The sequence below is a fragment of the Hyphomicrobium methylovorum genome, from assembly GCF_013626205.1.
GTDB classification, from domain to species: Bacteria; Pseudomonadota; Alphaproteobacteria; order Rhizobiales; family Hyphomicrobiaceae; genus Hyphomicrobium_B; species Hyphomicrobium_B methylovorum.
In genome coordinates, this window is the sequence record NZ_QHJE01000001.1 from 3,403,471 (window position 1) to 3,423,132 (window position 19,662).

At 61.1% G+C, this 19,662-nt stretch carries 14 protein-coding genes; 6 read left to right on the plus strand and 8 right to left on the minus strand.

The features are described from left to right. The first annotated feature begins 346 nt into the window (after positions 1–346). The gene (locus DLM45_RS16220) at positions 347–694 is read left to right on the plus strand and encodes a DMT family protein (protein ID WP_181338102.1); all 348 of its coding nucleotides are present in this window, start codon (positions 347–349) and stop codon (positions 692–694) included. A 37-nt stretch (positions 695–731) separates the two neighbouring features. Here DLM45_RS16220 and DLM45_RS16225 read toward each other — a convergent pair whose 3' ends face one another. From DLM45_RS16225 to DLM45_RS16235, 3 genes are all read right to left on the minus strand, one after another. Further along, positions 732–1,745, minus strand: a complete 1,014-nt coding sequence (locus DLM45_RS16225; protein WP_181338103.1) for an autotransporter domain-containing protein — start codon at positions 1,743–1,745, stop codon at positions 732–734. Positions 1,746–1,805: 60 nt separating this feature from the next. Further along, a complete protein-coding gene (locus DLM45_RS16230) occupies positions 1,806–3,041 on the minus strand; it encodes an MFS transporter (RefSeq protein ID WP_181338104.1) in 1,236 nt (411 codons plus the stop codon). A gap of 300 nt (positions 3,042–3,341) precedes the next feature. Then, complete coding sequence (locus DLM45_RS16235; RefSeq protein ID WP_181338105.1) at positions 3,342–4,961, minus strand: isovaleryl-CoA dehydrogenase; 1,620 nt, start codon at positions 4,959–4,961, stop codon at positions 3,342–3,344. 156 nt (positions 4,962–5,117) lie between these two features. On the opposite strand from DLM45_RS16235, the gene DLM45_RS16240 reads away from it, so the two are divergent. Together DLM45_RS16240 and hspQ are read left to right on the plus strand one after the other, a co-directional pair. Beyond that, complete coding sequence (locus DLM45_RS16240; RefSeq protein WP_181338106.1) at positions 5,118–6,176, plus strand: HpcH/HpaI aldolase/citrate lyase family protein; 1,059 nt, start codon at positions 5,118–5,120, stop codon at positions 6,174–6,176. 125 nt (positions 6,177–6,301) lie between these two features. Continuing rightward, on the plus strand, positions 6,302–6,634 hold the full coding sequence (gene hspQ / locus DLM45_RS16245; protein ID WP_181338107.1) for a heat shock protein HspQ: 333 nt from the start codon (positions 6,302–6,304) through the stop codon (positions 6,632–6,634). Between the two features lie 134 nt (positions 6,635–6,768). On the opposite strand, the gene DLM45_RS16250 is transcribed toward hspQ, so the two are convergent. Further along, on the minus strand, positions 6,769–7,701 hold the full coding sequence (locus DLM45_RS16250) for an invasion associated locus B family protein (RefSeq protein ID WP_181338108.1): 933 nt from the start codon (positions 7,699–7,701) through the stop codon (positions 6,769–6,771). A gap of 337 nt (positions 7,702–8,038) precedes the next feature. On the opposite strand from DLM45_RS16250, the gene DLM45_RS16255 reads away from it, so the two are divergent. After that, positions 8,039–9,838, plus strand: a complete 1,800-nt coding sequence (locus DLM45_RS16255) for an extracellular solute-binding protein (RefSeq protein WP_181338109.1) — start codon at positions 8,039–8,041, stop codon at positions 9,836–9,838. Continuing rightward, a complete protein-coding gene (locus tag DLM45_RS16260) occupies positions 9,838–11,379 on the plus strand; it encodes a class I adenylate-forming enzyme family protein (RefSeq protein WP_246317473.1) in 1,542 nt (513 codons plus the stop codon). Before DLM45_RS16255 ends, DLM45_RS16260 begins: the two co-directional genes overlap by 1 nt. A 25-nt stretch (positions 11,380–11,404) precedes the next feature. Here DLM45_RS16260 and mfd read toward each other — a convergent pair whose 3' ends face one another. Together mfd and DLM45_RS16270 are read right to left on the minus strand one after the other, a co-directional pair. Further along, a complete protein-coding gene (gene mfd, locus DLM45_RS16265; protein WP_181338110.1) occupies positions 11,405–14,887 on the minus strand; it encodes a transcription-repair coupling factor in 3,483 nt (1,160 codons plus the stop codon). A 21-nt stretch (positions 14,888–14,908) separates the two neighbouring features. Next, on the minus strand, positions 14,909–15,169 hold the full coding sequence (locus DLM45_RS16270; RefSeq protein WP_181338111.1) for an FAD assembly factor SdhE: 261 nt from the start codon (positions 15,167–15,169) through the stop codon (positions 14,909–14,911). 226 nt (positions 15,170–15,395) lie between these two features. Here DLM45_RS16270 and recG point away from each other — a divergent pair, with 226 nt between their 5' ends. Further along, complete coding sequence (gene recG, locus DLM45_RS16275; RefSeq protein WP_181338112.1) at positions 15,396–17,510, plus strand: ATP-dependent DNA helicase RecG; 2,115 nt, start codon at positions 15,396–15,398, stop codon at positions 17,508–17,510. A 10-nt stretch (positions 17,511–17,520) separates the two neighbouring features. Here recG and DLM45_RS16280 read toward each other — a convergent pair whose 3' ends face one another. Together DLM45_RS16280 and DLM45_RS16285 are read right to left on the minus strand one after the other, a co-directional pair. Beyond that, entirely contained in the window at positions 17,521–18,345 is an 825-nt protein-coding gene (locus tag DLM45_RS16280; protein WP_181338113.1) for a DUF502 domain-containing protein, read from the minus strand. A gap of 43 nt (positions 18,346–18,388) precedes the next feature. Continuing rightward, positions 18,389–19,624: an SPOR domain-containing protein gene (locus tag DLM45_RS16285; RefSeq protein WP_181338114.1), complete on the minus strand. Its 1,236-nt coding sequence runs from the start codon at positions 19,622–19,624 to the stop codon at positions 18,389–18,391. Positions 19,625–19,662 lie beyond the last annotated feature (38 nt).

Below are 19,662 nucleotides of genomic sequence, written 5' to 3' on the forward strand. Positions count from 1 at the left end.
GCCGACTCGTCCGGCGACCGTGCCATTCCGAGCAATTCGTCGAGGTGCCGGCGAGCTTCGGACAGATGCTTGCTCGCTTCCTCGCCGCGCATAAACACTCCGTTTTGAGCAGCACCGCGAAGCTCGTTTTCAAGGTCCCAAAGCGTTTTCAGGACTTTCGGAATTGAGTCTTTGATACTTTCGGCCATTGGAACCTCTCGGCGCCTTTCAGGGATATGACTGTTCTATGAACGCCGCGCTCCGCCATCAGTTCCAATTGCGCGTCGTATCTTGATCGTCGATACGTTAACGCCGGGCTGGCCAACGCCGACCCTCTCCACCGTTTCCGCAATAAGCCGAGATCTTCATGCTATCGCAAAACCTTCTTCCGATCGCGCTGCTGGCGATGTCGAACGTATTCATGACGTTCGCGTGGTACGGCCATTTGAAATACACCGACCGTCCGCTGATGCTCGTCATCGTCGTCAGCTGGGGAATCGCGTTTTTTGAGTATTGTTTAGCGGTGCCTGCAAATCGCATCGGACACACCGTTTATTCGGCGGCCGAACTCAAGACGATGCAGGAGGTCATTACGCTGATCGTATTCGCGGTCTTCTCTGTCGCGTATCTCAAAGAGCCGCTGACGATCAATCACGCTATTGGTTTTCTTTTGATCGCGTCAGGCGCGTTCTTCGTGTTCAAGGGGCCGCTCTAAACCGCGGCGCGCTCTCCTCACATCTATGCAGAGCAAGTCAGTTGATCGGTACGCTCAACTGGAATTTGCTGTTGACGCTGCGTTCGGATTCAGACGCGCCGACGCCATTGACGCCGGTCGTCACGCTCAACGTGTATGCGTCGGGACTGACGTATTTGATGCCAGCTTCAGCCGACCGTTCGGCAGCAAGCGCATCGATTGTTTCGCGTCCGCTGGTGCTGACATCGAATTCGCGCTTGTAGCTGACGTATGGCTCGATCGTCTTGCCGTTTTCGAGTGAGAAGGAATGATTGATCTTCGGCGACAGCGTCACCGAGCTTTTCTCCATCACGCCGGATGCCGCGGCGAATTCGGCGTTGCCCGCCTGCCATTGACTGCGCGCATCCAGGCTCAACATCGGTGCGGCCTGAAGCGTGACGTAAGCGGACGCTTTGGAATCGGCCTCCGTCGCCGCACTTGCCGCCGTGCGCGCGTCACCACGTTCGGCAGATACGCCAACGGTCGCGGAGCGTGACAGCTTGTAATCCGCACCGACGCCAGCGCGCGTCGCCTGGTCTGTATTGCCGTTGTATCCGTTGACGTCGACATTGGTCCAAACGTCCAGCGCCGACTTCCGGACCGGGCCTTTCGGCAGCGGAATGGCGCTTGGTGTTGCATCCGGATCTGAGAAGCTGCGCGACGCTTTCTGGGCGTTGAAGCTGCGGACATCGTCGAGGCTGGTGCGTACCGAGACGCCCGTGTCGGATGAATTGACTCTTACCGGCGCGCCCGCAGCGCGTTGCGCGATCCAGGGCGTGCCACCGGCCGTTCCATCCAAATGCGGTGCCGTCTGCGCATTCAGCGCATCCTCGACGTCAACGTCCTGCCATGTGAGATCACAGTTCGAGATTTGAACATCGCTCGTGCTCGCTGCCCCCTCGATGCAGTCTGCGCGAGCCGCAGACGAAAATGGGACCGCCATGGCGAGACTTGCAACAATGGCGCACGGGGCGACGGTGGCACGCAGCGCGCGGGGCATCGTCACCAAAGATTTCACGCAGAACGAGAGCATATGGCCTCCTAACGTCGAACTTTGATTATGATGTGGCACACCACCCCTATGCCCTGAATCTTAGCGACGCGTTATCCTCGAACGTGTGCTTTGGCGTTCAAGCGCGATCGACAGCGCCCAGAACATCAATCCACCTGCGGCCAATCCGACACCGACGAAACCTGACGATGTCCAGCCAAAGCCCGCTGCAATCGCGAGACCTGCGAGCCATGGACCAAGCGCATTGGCCATATTGAACGCGCTGTGATTGAGCGCTGCGGCAAGTGTCTGGGCATCTTCGGCGACGTCCATCAGGCGCGTCTGCAGCGCGGTTCCGAGGCCACCGCCGCAGCCGATCATGAACACGACAAGCGAGAGCGTGTAGACGTTTCCAGCGGCGAACGGGAACAGCGCGAGAGATGCCGCGCTCCAGAGCAGCAACGCGCCGACCGTGGGCATCAACGCGCGATCCGCGGCCCATCCGGTGATGAGGGTGCCCACCGTCATGCCCAAGCCGAAAATCACAAGCACAAGCGGGATGACGGATGGCGAAACATTCGTAACAGCCATCAAGGTCGACGCGAGATAGGCATAGACTGCGAACATGCCGCCGAAGCCGATGGCTCCGATCGCGAGTGTCAGCCACACCTGCGGACGTTTCAGCGCGCCGAGTTCACGCAATGCGCTCGCGCCGGGAACCGGCCGGTCGATGGGTACGAATTTGAGAATGAGTAGCGCGGTTAGCGCCGCTAAAAGCGCAACCACTGCGAAGGCGCTGCGCCATCCGAGTGCCTGCCCCATCCACGTGGCGAGCGGCACGCCGACGACGGTCGAGACTGTCAAGCCTGTCATGATCCAGCCGACAGCCTGAGCGCGCTTATCAGGCCCAGCAACCGAAGCCGCGACGAGCATCGCGACGCCGAAGTAAGCGCCGTGCGGCACGCCACTCAAAAAGCGGAACGTCATCATCGAGCCGTAGCTCTGGGAAAATGCGCTCAGAAGGTTGGCGATCGCGAACATGCTCATCAGCGCGATCAGCAGAGAACGGCGAGACCATTTCGCGCCGAGCAGCGCCAGCGCGGGTGCGCCGACCACGACACCCAACGCATACGCACTGATGACGTGACCCGCCGTCGGCTCGTCGATCCGAAGGTCGGCAGCGAAATACGGCAGCAGGCTCATTGCAGAAAATTCGGTCGTGCCGATCGCGAAGCCGCCCATCGCCAGCGCGAAAAGCACCAACGCGGAATGCACCGGAGCCGTTGCGGGGCTCTCGGGCGTTTCGAACGCGGTGGTGCGGGAGTCCGTCAGGGTCATTCGCGCGCTTTCACGTCTATGCCGTTCGGTAAAAATCGGGGAAAACTAAGCCATGGATATGCTTGCGCATTTCAAGCCTGTCGACCCCGCGGGCGATGCAATTTTGCATTTGCGAAATAACCATGAGGCATGGTTGACGCGCGGATCATAGCGTGTACGGGCTTTGCGCGGACCGGACAAAAAATCATCCGGTCTAACCCGACGCGCGGCATACGCGCTCAGCTCCCTCGCCTCACCGATCGACGGACCTGAAGAAGCAGCGAGTGAGCGTCACGACTACGGGGATAGCAATCCGAGCAATCAACTAAAATCGGGCGCAGCACGCGTAACGATACGGCGTGTATCCACTGCTGGGGGAAGGAAGCCGAAGGCACTCGTATTGCCGCCGAGACGCGACGCACAGAAGCCGTCAGCGACGATCTGGGGTGCATACTGGATGAGAAGCGCAGCCTGGAGCGCAATCACAAGATCGCGGACAAAGGCGCGCGCGTGCGCTTCGTCGTCCGTTGCCGTCTCATGCATCCGCGCAAGGAATTGGCCCAGGCGTCGATCCGCGCTCGCCACGGGGCGTATCTCCTCCGTCAGCACGTCGATGGCCGCCGGCGTCCGCGTCAGGGCACGCAGCACGTCGAGACACATGATGTTGCCCGATCCTTCCCAGATCGAGTTCACCGGCATTTCACGATAGATGCGCGCGACGTGAAAATCTTCGACGTAGCCATTGCCGCCGAGAACTTCCATCGCTTCAGCGGCGAAGGCGGCTCCGCGTTTGCAGATCCAGAATTTCGCGGCGGGCGTGACGAGACGCCGGAAGGTTGCTGAGGCTTCATCCGTTTCGTCGTAGGCGCGCGCCAAACGAAACGTCAGCACGGTTGCGGCTTCGGACTCGATTGCGAGATCAGCCAGTACGTTCGTCATCAGCGGATGATCGGCAAGGCGCTTGCCGAACGTCATGCGGAATTTTGCGTGATGGGTTGCTTCTGCCAGCGCGCGACGCATCAGGCCCGAGGAGCCTATCGCGCAGTCGAGCCGCGTATGATTTCCCATTTCGATGATCGTCGGGATGCCTCTGCCTTCTTCACCCAGAAGCTCGCCGTGCGCGTCCGTGAGTTCGACTTCGCTCGATGCATTCGAGCGATTGCCGAGCTTGTCCTTCAAGCGGCGGATGTGGATGGCGTTGCGGCTTCCGTCGGGTGCGTATCGCGGAACCAGAAAGCACGTCGGTCCGTCCTTGGTCTGCGCGAGAACGAGAAACGCGTCGCACATCGGCGCGGACATGAACCACTTGTGACCTGTCAGGCGATAGTAACGGCGATCGCCCTCGGTGGCATAAGGCTCGGCACGCGTGCCGTTGGCGCGCAAATCCGATCCGCCTTGATTTTCGGTCATCGCCATACCGATGAGCGCAGATGCTTTTTCAGCCGCCGGTCGCGACGCCGGATCATAGGTGCGCGAGAAAATGCGCGGCAGCCATTCCTCGGCGATGCCTGTACTCTGCCCCAGCGCCGGAACCGCTCCGTACGTCATCGAGACGGGGCAATAGACTCCGCTTTCGACGCCCGCGAGCATGTAAGTTCCGGCGGCGCGCGCGACGTGAGCACCGGGGCGTGGATCGGACCACGGGCTGCAATGCAGCCCCGCGCCAACCGCGATCTTGAGAAGAGCGTGCCAGGCCGGATGAAACGAAACGTCGCCTTGCTCACGGCCAACCCTGTCATAGGCAATCAGTTCGGGCGTTATTCGATTGGCGACTGCGCCAAGCGCAATCGTGCCCGCCCGTCCGAATGTTTCGCCGAGTTCGTCGAGCTCAGGCTCGGCCCAACCTGCCCCTTCGCGGGCGACGGCGGTGCGCAGAACGGTATCGCTTGAGTAGACATTGTAATTTTCGAGCGCGGGCGGTTGATTGGAGACTTCGATCATCGGGGTGATCCAGATAGCCTTAATATTATGGCTCAGACGGCGCATCGGCGGCATTCGGCAGCGCAGATCGAGCCGCGAAACCGTGCCCGATTGACAGCGGCGACACCCCGCTTCATTGCTGCCGCCAATCCCAGGCTCTTTGAATAGGATAGCACGATGGCCTCAACGCGCACGCCCGCCAAGTTTTTTTCGCCCCTGGCTATTGGCGCGCCGGAGCCTTATCGGTCGCTTCCGGTCAATCTCGAGCGCATGATCCATTTCGTGCCGCCGCATAACGAGAAAATTCGCTCCAAGGTTAAAGACATCGCGAGCCAAGTTGATGTGGTTCTTGGCAACCTTGAAGATGCAGTTCCGCTCGATCAGAAAGAGAATGCGCGCAAGGGTTTCATCGCCATGCTGCGCGAGAACGATTTCGGATCGACCGGCGTTTGGTCCCGTATCAATTGCCTCAATTCGCCGTGGGTGCTCGACGACGTGACGGAGATCGTCGCGAACGCCGGAAACAAGATCGACGTCATCATGCTGCCGAAGGTCGAAGGGCCTTGGGACATCAATTATCTCGATCAGCTTCTGGCGCAGCTTGAAGCGCGCCACGGCGTGACGAAGCCGATCCTGATCCACGCCATTCTGGAAACCGCTGAAGGCGTCAACAACGTCGAAGCGATCGCTGCCGCCTCCCCCCGCATGCACGGCATGAGCCTCGGTCCGGCCGACCTCGCTGCGTCGCGCGGAATGAAGACGACGCGCGTTGGCGGCGGCCATCCCGATTACGGCGTGCTGGCGGACCCTGGAAAGGACGCAAGCGCGGCGCGGACATTCTATCAGCAGGACCTCTGGCACTATACGATCGGCAAGATGGTGGACGCGTGCCTCGCCTATGGGCTCAAGCCGTTCTACGGGCCATTCGGCGACTTTGCCGATCTCGCGGCATGCGAAGCGCAGTTCCGCAACGCGTTTCTGCAGGGCTGCCTTGGCGCGTGGACGCTGCATCCCTCGCAGATCGATATTGCCAAGCGTGTGTTCTCGCCCGATCCGGCTGAAGTCAAATTCGCCAAGCGCATTCTCGACGCGATGCCGGACGGCACGGGCGCCGTTATGCTCGACGGCAAGATGCAGGACGACGCGACCTGGAAGCAGGCAAAGGTGATCGTCGATCTTGCGCGCATCGTGGCCTCGAAGGACGCGGAGCGCGCGGCGCTTTACGGCGACCTCTAAGACTTAGGCCCTTGCCGCCAATCCCGCCGGACGCATCTGGCGGGATTGGACGGAATGGCGGTGAATTCTTGCCGCCGCGCCGTCCGGGGCTTGCGAGTTTTCACGTCAAGCCACACATTGCTGGCATGAGCCCGATCAGACATGCCAAATTCGCGATTGGTCAGGTGGTACGCCACCGGATATTTCCGTTTCGCGGGCTGATCTTCGATATCGATCCGGAATTTGCCAACACCGAAGAATGGTGGCTGTCGATCCCGGAACAAATCCGTCCCCGGAAAGACCAGCCGTTTTATCATCTCTACGCGGAGAACGCGGAGATGACGTATCTCGCTTATGTCTCCGAGCAAAATCTGCTGATCGACGAGTCGGATGTGCCGCTGCGCCATCCGGATATCGCGGACCAGTTTATAGCGGACGGGAATGGGGTTTACCGCCTGCTGCCCGGCTCGGAGAACTGACGGGCGGATCTACGATCGACGCTCTCTAGCGTGTCGATTTTCCCTGGTTTCATTGAGACAAAAAGAAACCGCCCCGGGTGTCCCAGGGCGGTTCAAACTTCAAGCAAAGCCCGTTTCGGCCTGCGGAGACGACGTTACTCCGCTGCCTTCTTCGGTGCCGGAGCCTTCGCGGCTGGCTTCTTTGCCGTCGAACCCGTGGTGGTCGGCGGCGCGCCCGGCGCGTCGAGCGGCAGCTTCTTCAGCTCATCAGCCTTCCACTGCTCAGCCATCTTCTGCTGACGGTCGTGGATCTGCTTCATCAGAGCGCTGCGTGCTTCAGCGTACTTCTTGTTGTCGACCGGAGGACCAGCAGCGGCTTCATTGTAGCCGTCAAGCGGAACCGGGAAGCCGACAGGCTGTGCTGCTGCGTTCATGGCGAGAACCATGATGCCGCCGCCCTTCGACATTTGATCGAGAATGTCAGCCGTCGCCTCGGTCTCAGCCGTGCAGCCTGCCGGGTGGCAGAGCGCGTACTTGAGTTCGATCGGCTTCAGTGCGTTTTCGTCGATCTTCTCGTTCTTGGCAGCCTTTTCCCACTGGTCCTTGGTGTACACAGCGGCGCGGATGCCCGGCGGGATCGCCATGCCGAGCGGAACCATGATCATCAGCGATTTCTTCGCCTGACCTTCAACGTCGCGAATGGCAGCGGACACGAGAACCATGCCGGTGTTGCCGTCGAGGCGTTCGTGATGCGTAAGGCAGAGACGCTTCTCGCTCTTCTCTTCCTTGCCGTCCTTGTCTCTCTTGACGATCGGCGCGGCCTCGCAAAGCTTGACCCAGGCGCTCTGGTGTCCGTTTGCAGTCGTCGCGGTCTTGCCGGCCATCGCCGGAGCTGCTGCCTTACCGGCTGCAGGCGCCGCCTTTGCGGCTGGCGCTGCCTTCGCGGCCGGAGCCGACTGAACCTTCTTCGGCGTGATCTGAACTTCTTGCTCAGCGTCCTGTGCGTACACTGCCGAACCGCACATCATCGCAATCGCCAAAGCCGAAGCGAGCGCTTTACCACCCGTGCGCAATACTGCGTTTCCCATCAACGTAAAAATCCTCGCTTGTTCATCAGGCCGGCAATGCCGCCTGTGCCCCTCTATAGTTCAGCGCGGAGCAAGATCGAAAGCCGCCGCGCACTTTCGGCACCCAACGGCCGTTTGGGGGGCGACTAAGGCCTCGAATGCGGCAATCCCGTGGCCGGGTAACGCCACAATTGGGGGTCGTTCGCTCCAATCTGAGCACGTGGCTTGTGGGCAACGGCCGCAAACTGGACAAGCGCTGCAATCGATCGATACAAAGCCTTGGTGTCGCTTAAAAAGTGCAATAACCACGTGGCTTTGCGGCGCGGTGTGCCCAACAATCCTGATTCCGGGGCCAGCGATGTCACTTGGGAAGATTTCTCGCGCTATTTTTCTGGCTGCGATCCTGTCTGCCGTCTCGACGGCGGCCTTGGCTGAGCCACGCCACGCAATCGCGCTTCATGGCGAGCCGCTCTTCGGCGAAGACTTTAGAGCGTTTCCATATGTGAACCCCGATGCGCCGAAAGGAGGGCGTCTGACGCTTGGCGTTCTCGGTTCGTTTGAAAATCTCAACCCGCTCATCGTCCAGGGCGTCGCGGCGGCGGGCGTTCGCGAATTCAGTGTCGAAAGTCTGATGGCGCGCAGCCTCGAAGAGCCTTTCACACTCTACGGACTGTTGGCGAAGACGATCGACGTCGCGAGCGATCATAAATCTGTGACGTTCGAGATCGATCCCCGAGCGCGGTTTTCCGACAATACGCCCGTGACGCCCGCGGACGTGATCACCTCGTTTGAATTGTTGAAGGCCAAAGGGCGGCCAAATCACCGAACGTATTTCGAAAAGGTGACGAAGGCCGAGGTGATCGACAACGGCAAGGTGCGCTTCACTTTTGAAGACGCGAACGATCGCGAGTTGCCGCTCATCCTCGGTCTGATGCCTGTGTTCGCAGCGCACGCAACCAGCCCCGAAAAATTCGAAGCGTCGTCGATGACGCCGCTCGTTGGCTCCGGTCCTTATACGATCTCGCGTGTCGATGCGGGGCGTTCGCTCACCTATACGCGCAATCCGGACTATTGGGGACGCGATCTGCCTGTAAGCCGCGGGCGCTTCAACTTCGACGAGGTGAAGTTCGATTATTTCCGCGACGCGTCCGTGATGATGGAAGCGTTCAAGTCTGGCGCACTCGATCTTCGTTTGGAAGAAGATCCGGGACGCTGGGCGGATGCCTACGGCATTCCAGCGGTTCGCGACGGACGGATCATCAAAGCGGAATTTCCCATAGGGCTGCCAGCGGGGATGACGGCTCTCGTCTTCAATACGCGGCGGCCTGTGTTTGCGGATCCGCGCGTGCGGCGCGCGCTGATGACGCTGTTCGATTTCGAGTGGACGAACCGCACGCTTTACAACGGTCTCTTCAAACGCACCGAAAGTTACTTCGAACGTTCCGAGCTCGCCTCGACCGGGCGACCTGCTGACGACTACGAGAAGAAAATTCTCGCTCCGTATCCGGATGCCGTCCGTCCCGAATTTCTCGACGGCACTTATCGCTTTCCTGTCACTGACGGCAGCGGACAGAACCGCGCGAACCAGAAAGTTGCATTTGCCCTTCTTCGCGAAGCAGGAATGGTGATGAAGAATGGCCGCCTCGTCGATGGTAAAACGCAGCAGCCGCTGTCGTTCGAAATTCTCGCCAACAGCAACGCGCAGGAAGCTTTACTCCTGAGCTACGCGCGCAGTCTCGAACCGCTCGGCATTCGCGCGCGTGTCAGGGTCGTCGATAGCGCGCAATATCAGCAAAGGCTGGCGAGCTACGATTACGACATGATCCAGAACAGTTGGCCGTCGTCACTATCGCCGGGGAACGAGCAGTTGTTCCGCTGGTCAGCGAAGACGGCAGACACAAAGGGATCGTTTAATTTCGCGGGCGTCAAAAACCCGGCGGCGGATGCAATGATCGCTGCGATGCTTGCGGCGGAGACACAAGGCGATTTCGTATCTTCGGTGCGTGCGCTCGACCGCGTGCTGCTCTCGGGCGATTACGTCGTTCCGTTGTTCTTCATGCCGCGCCAATGGGTGGCCTACTGGGCGCGGCTCGGTCATCCAGAAAAGACGCCGCTGTTCGGCTACTCGGTCGATACATGGTGGTTCGAGAAGAAATAATGGACGTCATGACGGATCCAAGCGCATCGTTCAACATGGCCGACTATACGATCGGCCGCCAAGCGCGAGCGAACGCATATAAAATCGCGCTGCTTGTATGCGATGCGCATCATCCGGGTGTGCCGCTCGAGACTTGGACATTCGGCGAGATTGAAATCGCCGTTCGCCGGATCGCGTCGGGGCTTGCAGCGCGCGGATTGAAACGCGGCGATCGCGTTGCCATTCGTCTCGGCAATTCGAGCCAATCGGCGCTGATGTTTTTTGGCGCGATTGCAGGCGGCTTCGTGGCGATGCCGCTTTCGGACCAACTTACACTAAGCGAATTCGCCGTCCTCGTTGAAGATAGCGGTGCAGCCATGATCGCATCGGCGGATACGTTACCGCGCGAGGCTGCATTCGAAAGCGCTCTGCAGATCACGCCAGACGATGTCGCAAGAATGGTCGCCGATGAAACGTCGGCTCCCTATGCAGCAACGCAGGCGGACGATCCGGCCTTCCTCGTTTACACGTCCGGCACGACGGCGCGTGCAAAGGGCGTTCTCCATGCGCATCGCTCCGCGCGCGGACGCCAGCCCATGTATCAGGGATGGTACGGCATTCGCAGCGACGACCGCATGCTTCACGCGGGGGCATTCAACTGGACATTCACGCTGGGCGTTGGCCTGACAGACCCGTGGGCGAACGGTGCAACCGCGATCGTCTGCACCGGTGACAAAGCGCCGGAACTTTGGCCGCGCGTTATTTCAGAGACCGGCGCTACGCTGTTTGCGGCTGTTCCCGGCGTCTATCGCCAGATGATGAAATATGCGCAGCCCGACCGGAGCGCACTCGGCCGACTGCGTCACGGATTGATGGCGGGCGAGACACCGCCGCCGGGGCTGATCGAAAGCTGGACAGCGATGACCGGCTTGCCGCTCTACGAAGCGCTCGGCATGAGCGAAATCTCGACCTACATTTCGACGGCGCCAAGCGTTCCCTATCGTCCCGGAACCGTCGGTAAAGGTCAGGCCGGGCGGCGCATTGCAATCCTCGATGTCGCGAATGGAAACGTGCTCGGCGCAAATCAGGAAGGCCTGATCGCGGTGCATCGCTCCGATCCGGGACTCATGCTCGGCTATTGGCAGCGACCGGATGAAGAAGCCGAAGTCTATTTCGGTGAATGGTTCGCGGGCGGCGATCTCGGATCGATCGATGCCGACGGATACGTGACGCACCTTGGCCGCGCGAACGAACTGATGAATGCAGGCGGCTTTCGGGTCTCGCCGCTCGATGTGGAAGCCGTGCTCGGGCAGTGCCCCGGCGTTGCGGAAGTGGCATGCCGCGAAGTTCACATCCGCAGCGACGTCTCGATTATCGCAGCGTTCGTCGTGCGCTCCAGCGAAGCTCTCGACGCCTCGACGGTGACGGCGTTCGCCAGCAAACATCTCGCTGGATACAAGGTGCCGCGCGAAGTGGTGTTCGTGTCGAGCCTGCCGCGCACCGCTAACGGGAAAGTTCAGCGCAAGGCGTTGTCACTCGATCTTGCGCGCACCATCGCCTGAGTTCTGTCCGCTCGTCACGCAGGAATTAAGCGGCCTGTTTCGGCTTGCTCGCGAGGTCTGCAAATTTCTGGATGAGCGAGCGCACGCCCTTGAGGCGCGTTTCGGGTAGATCCCAGTCGGCGCGGAACACGAGACGCTGATCGGGTTGCACCTTCAGTGCGCCGCGCGAACTCTGCACGAATGCAATCAGGCCGTCGGGATTCGCGAACTTCGACTTGTAGAGCGTTACCACTCCGCCCTTCGGGCCAGCGTCGACCTTGGAAATGCCCGCGATGCGGCAGAGGCCCTTGATCTCCATCACATCCAGCAGATGTTCGACCTCGGGCGGGAATGCGCCGAAGCGGTCGACAAGCTCTGCCGCGAATGCGTCGATCTCGGCTCGCGTTTCGAGAGAGGACAAACGGCGATAGAGACCGAGGCGCAATTGCAGATCCGAGACGTAGGACTCGGGGATCATGATCGCGGTGCCGAGCTGGATCTCCGGGCTCCACTTGTCGTCGGCTTCGAGATCGCCGCCCTTCATTGCGGCAACGGCTTCCTCGAGCATCGATTGATAGAGTTCGAAACCAACTTCGCGGATATGGCCGGACTGCTCTTCGCCGAGCAAATTGCCTGCGCCGCGAATGTCGAGATCGTGCGATGCGAGCGAGAAGCCCGCTCCAAGCGTGTCGAGCGATTGCAGAACCTTGAGACGCTTGTCGGCGCCTTCCGTCAGCTGCTTTCCGGGCGGCGTCGTGATGTACGCGTATGCGCGCGTCTTCGAACGGCCGACGCGACCTCTCAGCTGATAGAGCTGCGCCAAGCCGAACATGTCCGCGCGATGCACGATCAGCGTGTTGGCGTTCGGTACGTCGAGGCCGGATTCGACAATCGCTGTCGAAAGAAGAATGTCGTACTTGCCCTCGTAGAACGCGGTCATCACGTCTTCGAGTTCGGTCGGCGACATCTGCCCGGTCGCTCGCGAGAAGGCGAGATCGGGCACAGCTTCGCGAAGGAATTCTGCGATCTCGTCGAGATCAGAAATGCGCGGGGCGACGTAATACGTCTGGCCGCCGCGGAAGCGTTCGCGCCGAAGCGCTTCCTTGAGAATGACGGGATCGAAGGGCGAAATGTACGTGCGCACCGCCAAGCGATCGACAGGCGGCGTCGTAATCAACGAGAGTTCGCGCACGCCTGTCAGAGCCAATTGCAGCGTGCGCGGGATCGGCGTTGCCGACAGCGTCAGGACGTGGACGTCCTCGCGCATTTTCTTCAGGCGCTCCTTGTGGTTGACGCCGAAGTGCTGTTCCTCGTCGATGATGAGCAATCCGAGACGCTGAAACTCGATCGACTTGCTAAGCAGGGCGTGCGTACCAACGACAATGTCGACGTCGCCGGATTTCAAACCGGCTTTAACCTCGGCCAATCCTTTGCTTCCGACCATACGCGATGCCTGCCCGACCTTGATGGGCAAACCGCGGAAGCGTTCTGAGAACGTCTTGAAATGCTGGCGTGCCAGCAGCGTCGTCGGCACCACGACCGCGACCTGCAGGCCGTTCATTGCCGCAGCGAACGCAGCGCGGATCGCAACTTCGGTCTTGCCGAAACCGACGTCGCCGCAGACGAGACGGTCCATCGGCTTGCCGGATGCAAGGTCGCCCAGAACCGCATCGATGCTCGCGGCCTGATCTTCTGTTTCCTCATACGGAAAACGCGCGACGAATTCGTCATAGGCGCCTGTCGGCGCTACCAGAACCGGTGCTTCGCGCATCGCGCGCATGGCCGCGATCTTAATCAGCTCGTTCGCGATCTCGCGAAGGCGTTTCTTCAGCCGCGCCTTACGCGTTTGCCAAGCCACACCGCCGAGCCGGTCGAGCTGCGCGTCGCTCTCGTCGGCGCCGTAGCGCGATAGAAGTTCGATATTCTCGACGGGGAGAAAGAGCTTGTCGCCACCTGCGTAGTGCAGTTCGAGACAATCGTGCGGTGCGCCGAGCGCGGTGATGGTCTGCAGGCCTGCGAAGCGACCGATGCCGTGATCGCTGTGAACCACGAGGTCGCCGACCGAAAGGCTTGTCGCTTCCGTAAGAACATCCGCGGCCTTGCGTGCGCGGCGGCGCTGGCGCACGAGCCGATCACCCAGCACATCCTGCTCAGCGATGACGATGAAATCCGGAGTTTCGAAACCCTCTTCAACGCCGAATACGGCGAAGGCCGTTGCGCCGAACGAAAGCGCCTGCACCTCAGCGAAACTCTCGACGCGGTGAGCATCGGCAAGGCCATGCTCTGCGAGGAGCGTCATCAGGCGTTCGCGCGCGCCGGTCGACCATGCCGCGAGAATAACGCGGCGGCGCTCAGCAAGAATGCGCCGGATATGACCAACGACGGAGTCGAACACATTGGCGTCGGGGTCTGCGCGCTCAGCTGCGAAGGTGCGTCCGCGCTTGCCCTTCATCTCGTAGACGCCGGTGGCGCCCGCTTCATCGAACGGCGTCAGACGCGAAATGGTGCGCGTCGAGAGGGCGGCTGCCCAATCCTTGCCGTCGAGGAACATTTCGTGAGGCGGAACGGGTCGATACGGCGGCGCGCCGAAGCGTTGACCTTCGAGGCTATCGACGCGGGCTTCGTAGTGTTCGCGGATCTGTTCGAAACGCTGGCTGATAGCTTCGTCCGCCATGTGATCGAAGCTGACGCCTGCGCCCTGCAGATAATCGAAAAGCGTTTCGAGATGGGGATGGAAGAACGGCAGCCAATGCTCTTGGCCCTGGTAGCGACGACCGCTGCTGACGGCTTCATAAAGCGGATCGTCACCCGTATTGCCGCCGAAGATCGAGACGTAGCGTGTTCTGAAGAGCGCTGTTGCGGCTTCACCGAAGGCCACTTCGCTGACCGGCATCAGCGAAAACTTCGGAACGGGCTTCAGCGATCGCTGCGTTTCAGCATCGAACGACTTTATCGATTCAAGAGTGTCGCCAAAGAAGTCGAGACGCATCGGATTGGAGCGGCCCGGCGGATAAAGATCGAGGATGCCGCCGCGTTGCGCGTATTCGCCCGGCTCCATCACGGTGCTCGACCGATCGTAGCCGTAGGATTCAAGCCGTTTGATCAAATCGGCCGGATCGAGGCGCTGACCGGGCGCGATCGTCTTGACCGCGCCGCGAATGAAAGATTGCGGCGGAAGACGTTGCAGAATTGCGTTTACGGTCGTCAGAACGAGCGTCGGCTTTTTGCGGCCGCCCAACGCCAGCTTGCCCAGCGCCATGATGCGTTTCGAGACGATCTCAGCGTTGGGGCTGGTGCGGTCGTAGGGAACGGAATCCCAAGCCGGAAACGGAACAACGGCGACGTCCGGCGCGAAGAACGCCATCGCAGCCTGCAGTTCCTCCATGCGGCGATCGTCGCGCGCGATGTGGAGATGCAGACCATGCTGGTCACCGGAGCGGGCAGCCTTCGTGATATCGGCAATGACGCGCGCGTCGAAGCCCTCCGGAACACCGGAGAAGATCGCGCGGGATTGCTGCTGCTCGGCCATCGAAAATGTTCGTCTCTTCGTTCAAAGTCCGTGGAAAACGCGAATGTCGGCGATCAGGGTCCGAAACTCGCTCTGGTCCGGCTCGGCCCCGCTGAGGATCCACCGTTGCAGAGTGGGATCGGGTAGCTCCAACAAACCCTCGAACTGCGCCATCTCCGCATCGAGAAACGCTGGAAGATGCTGATCGGCAAAGCGGCCGAGCAGGAAATCCATCTCCTTCGTGCCGCGGTGGTGAGAGCGGTAGGCGGCTCGCCGCCGTCGCACGTCGAGGTCGTCGGTCATGCCGGGCCCTGGTTCGATGACACATGGAAATCGGCCGCCCCCCGACTTGACTGCGGGGCGGTCAGTCGTCACGGTGCGCCTTCCATGCGAAAGGCTCCTATAGCGCCCGTGGCACCCTAAGCCTAGCATAGAGCGCGGTGCTTATTGCCGCGACCCGCCGGGTGCACGCCTGGGCCTCATCCTAGGGTCCCTTCCTAGCGTCTCTCGCGAGCCGGTTTCCCACGAAATGCGCCCATCATCGCTCAATCCGCTGTTTGCCTCGGCCCAGTCGCTGTCGGGAATCGGGCCGCGATTGATCCTGTTGTTGAAGAAGTGCCTCGCGCTGCCGCCTGGGGTCACCGAGCCGCGCGTTGCGGATATGCTCTGGCATATGCCGACCGGGGTGATCGACCGGCGGGCGGAGCCCGAATTGGCGGCGGCGGTGCCTGGAACCATCGTAACCTTGAAGCTCCGCGTGCTGAAGCACAAGGCGCCGCCAAGGGGCAACAAAAAGGCTCCGTACAAGGTCACGTGCGAGGACGATACCGGCCGCATCGATCTCGTATTCTTTCATGCCGAGCGGAAATTCGTCGAAGGGCAGCTTCCGGTCGGCGAAGTGCGCTACGTCTCGGGCCGGGTCGAGAAGTACGGCGAAGCACTGCAGATGGCGCATCCCGATTACATTGTGCCGCCGGAATCGCGCAATGAGTTGCCGATGCTCGAGCCCGTCTATCCGCTCACGGCAGGGCTCTCCGGAAAAATCCTGCTGAAAGCCCAGCGCCAGGCTCTCGAACGTGTTCCCGAGGTTGACGAGTGGCAGCAAGCCGACTGGCTGGGCGCGCGGCATTGGCCAGATTTCAGGACTGCGCTGACGCGCGTGCATCGCCCGCTCGATGCTCAGGATGTTTCAAACGGTGCCGCGCCCTGGCAGCGCCTCGCTTACGACGAGCTTCTCGCGGGGCAACTAGCTTTCGCCCTCGTTCGCCAGACATCGAAAATCGATCGCGGACGGCAGATCTCTGGAAATGGAAATATCCGCCGCAAAATTGAAGCGGCCCTTCCCTTCTCGCTCACAGGATCGCAGCGCACGGCACTCGGCGAAATCGCTGACGATCTGGCGGCGCCGCATCGGATGCTCCGCCTCCTTCAGGGAGACGTCGGCTCAGGCAAAACAGTCGTCGCGCTCCTGACGATGGCCGTTGCCGTCGAAGCTGGTGCACAGGCGGCTTTGATGGCGCCGACGGAAGTTCTGGCGCGGCAGCATCTCGAAACCATTGCCCCGCTTGCTGAAGCCGCGGGGCTTCGCGCGGCTCTTCTGACGGGTCGCGAAAAGGGCAAGGCGCGCGACGCGGTGTTGAAACACCTCGCGTCCGGGGACGTCGATATTCTGATCGGGACACACGCAATCTTTCAACCCGACGTTCACTTCAAGGATCTGGCTGTCGCCATCATCGACGAGCAGCACCGTTTCGGCGTGCATCAGCGGCTGGCGCTTCAGGCGAAAGGCAACAACGAAGATACGAACGTGCTGGTGATGACGGCGACGCCGATCCCGCGCACGTTGCTGATGACCCACTACGGCGACCTCGACGTTTCAAAGCTCACGGAAAAGCCCGCCGGGCGAAAGCCTATCGTGACGAAGGCGGTGCCGATTGAATCGCTCGAACGGCTCATCGAGCGCATTCGCGTGCAGCTTCAGGAAGGCGCGCAGGTCTATTGGGTTTGTCCGCTGATCGAGAGTTCTGAGGTGGTCGATCTCGCGGCGGCTGAGGAGCGTTTCGCTTATCTGCGCCAGCTCTTCGGCGACCAGGTGGGCTTGCTGCACGGCGCACTCGCGGCGAAAGAAAAAGACGAGACGATGAGCCGGTTTGAAGCGGGGCAGATCAAGATCCTCGTGGCGACGACCGTCATCGAAGTCGGCGTCAACGTGCCGAACGCGAACATCATGGTGATCGAGCATGCAGAACGGTTCGGACTTGCGCAGCTGCATCAGCTAAGGGGACGCGTCGGGCGTGGTACGCGTGAATCTTTTTGCATGCTGCTTTACAAAGCGCCGCTCGGGGAAACCGCAGGCAAGCGGCTCGCCATGATGGAAGAAACGGAAGACGGGTTCTTGATTGCCGAAACCGACCTCAAACTGCGTGGTGGCGGCGAGATCCTTGGCGCACGGCAAAGCGGCACGCCGGGCTTTCGTCTCGCGGATATTCCAGGATCGGATCAACTGTTGGCGGCGGCGCATGACGACGCGGCACTGATCATTGCGCAAGATCCGATGTTGACATCGTCACGCGGGCAAGCTCTGCGGACGCTGCTTTATCTATTCGAGCGCGACGACGCCGTCCGTCTCTTCCGCGTTGCGTGACGATCGGGATCTAAGCTGGCGTCTTGCCACGCCCGAAGCGCGTCCGTGAACCTGACGATGCGGCAGCTGCCAGACGCTTCGACTTCTCTTCCAGGTCTGGCATCACGATGCCGCCGGACAGAATGATTTTCGCCGCTTCCTCAACCGTCATCGAGAGGAACACGACACTCGAACGCGGCACGAAGCAGATGAAGCCAGCCGGCGGCACGATGCCGGTCGGCATGAAAACCGTCAGCAGGTCCGTTTCACCGCCAGGGCCGACATCCTTGATCTCGCCGGTCGTCTCGCCCGTAACAAAGACGATGCTCCAGATGCTCTTCGACGGAAATTCAATCAGGCCGACTTTCTGGAAGCTCTGATTGGGGCCAGCCGTCGAGACGACGCTCTCGAAGATCTGCTTGATCGCGCCGTACACGTTGCGGACGATCGGCGTGCGCGACAGCATCAGCTCGCCAGACGAGACAAGCGTGCGTCCAAGGAGGTTGGCGGCCAACGCGCCGATGATCGTCAGACCGAAGACGGCTACGACGAGCCCGATGCCGGGGATTGGAAACGGCAGATACGTGTCGGGATTGAATGTGTTCGGCAGGAGCGGTTTGATCCAGGCGTCGATCCAGTGGATCACGCCCCACATCAGCCACAGCGTAATCGTCACGGGGCCGACGATCACAAGCCCGGTCAAGAATGCGTTGCGAAAGCGCGAGCCCAGGCGCCAGCGACCGGCGCGACTCTCATTACTCGCAAGCCGCTTCAGGCCTTCGGTCAATTGAGCTGCCTCGGCCGCGGATGGGCCGTGGCGAGCTGGATTGTTCGGGTCGGAAGGGGGCGTGCTCATACTCTCCTACTCGGGCAAATGCCCGACGGAGTTCGGGCGGCCGTCAGTTTGTCACGACAAGACAGTCAAGGCCACTGGTCCTGAGCTTATCGCATACGCCGCGCGGCTCTTCCTGATTGGCATAGCCAACGATGCGAACGCGATAGAAGGTGCCCATGCTACCGATAACGGCCTCATCGACCATCGGAACGTGATTTGCGAGTTCAGCGCCGTGCTGAGCCACGATCTGCTGCGCCAGCGCATCAGCTTCCGCGCGCGAGCGTAACGCCGCGATGTGAACCTTGTACTTGCCTTTGGTTGCGCGGCCAGTGACCGGCGTGGCGGCGGCCGTGCGGCTCGCCTTGCCGCCTTTATTGACGACGGTCGCACTGCTCCACTCCGACACGTCTGCGGCTGGGCCGGTTGATGCCGTCGTTACTGACGCTTGGGGCGGTGGAGGCGCCGATGTCCCGCCACCAAAGAGATTTGAGAAGAAACCGCTTACGCCCGAACTTCCGCTCGACGATGTGGGCGGTGCCGCGGCTGGAGGCGGTGTTGCGGCGCCACCCGACGTAACCGTCGACGAGGCGACGGACTGCAAGCCGGTGTTCACCGGCGCGTACGCTGCGCGGGCATTCGCAGCATCCTTCGCTGCCTGACTCTCGGTATCCTGCCGCGTTACCGGGCCCGAAGCTGAGTTCGAGTTACTTGACGCGGCTTGCGCGATCGCGGCAGCGGACAAGCCAGCGGAGCCCGCATTCGGACCCGCTGTTGGCGTAACGGCTGGTGTTGCAGTTGGCTTTACCGCACTCGCTACGCCGACTACTCGTTCCGGGCCTTTGCCTTCGTCCTGGATGCCGGCCATTTGATAGGCCGCGGCGCGTTCGCTCGTGGCGCTGGCCCGGTCAGCGTCGGTCAGGCCATTCTTGAGCCAAAGCGCGCTCGTGAGATCGGAGATTGCGAGGCCGGGCTGCTTCAGCTTTTTGTAGGCGAGCCCACGCGTATAGAGCGCCTTGGCCGTCTGCTGGCCATTGAGCCCGCCGGATTTCAGAGCCGCCGATATCTGATCGATCGCGCCCTGACTGCGGCCGTTGGCGTATTCCTTCAGGCCCGCGTCATAGGCTTTACGCGCCGCCTCAGTCTTCTGAGCTTCGGATCCTTCGCCTGCTGGCTGAGCCGACTGCTCGGCTTTTTTCTTGGCCACGGCGGCCGGCGACGACGCGGTAACACCCACAGCCAGCGCGCAAGCCGCAGCCGTCGCGAGCATTACGCTACGCGCCAGGCTTTGTATTGGCGTCATGTCCGTCTCTTCCCCATTAGCAAGTGTTCAAGCGGTGC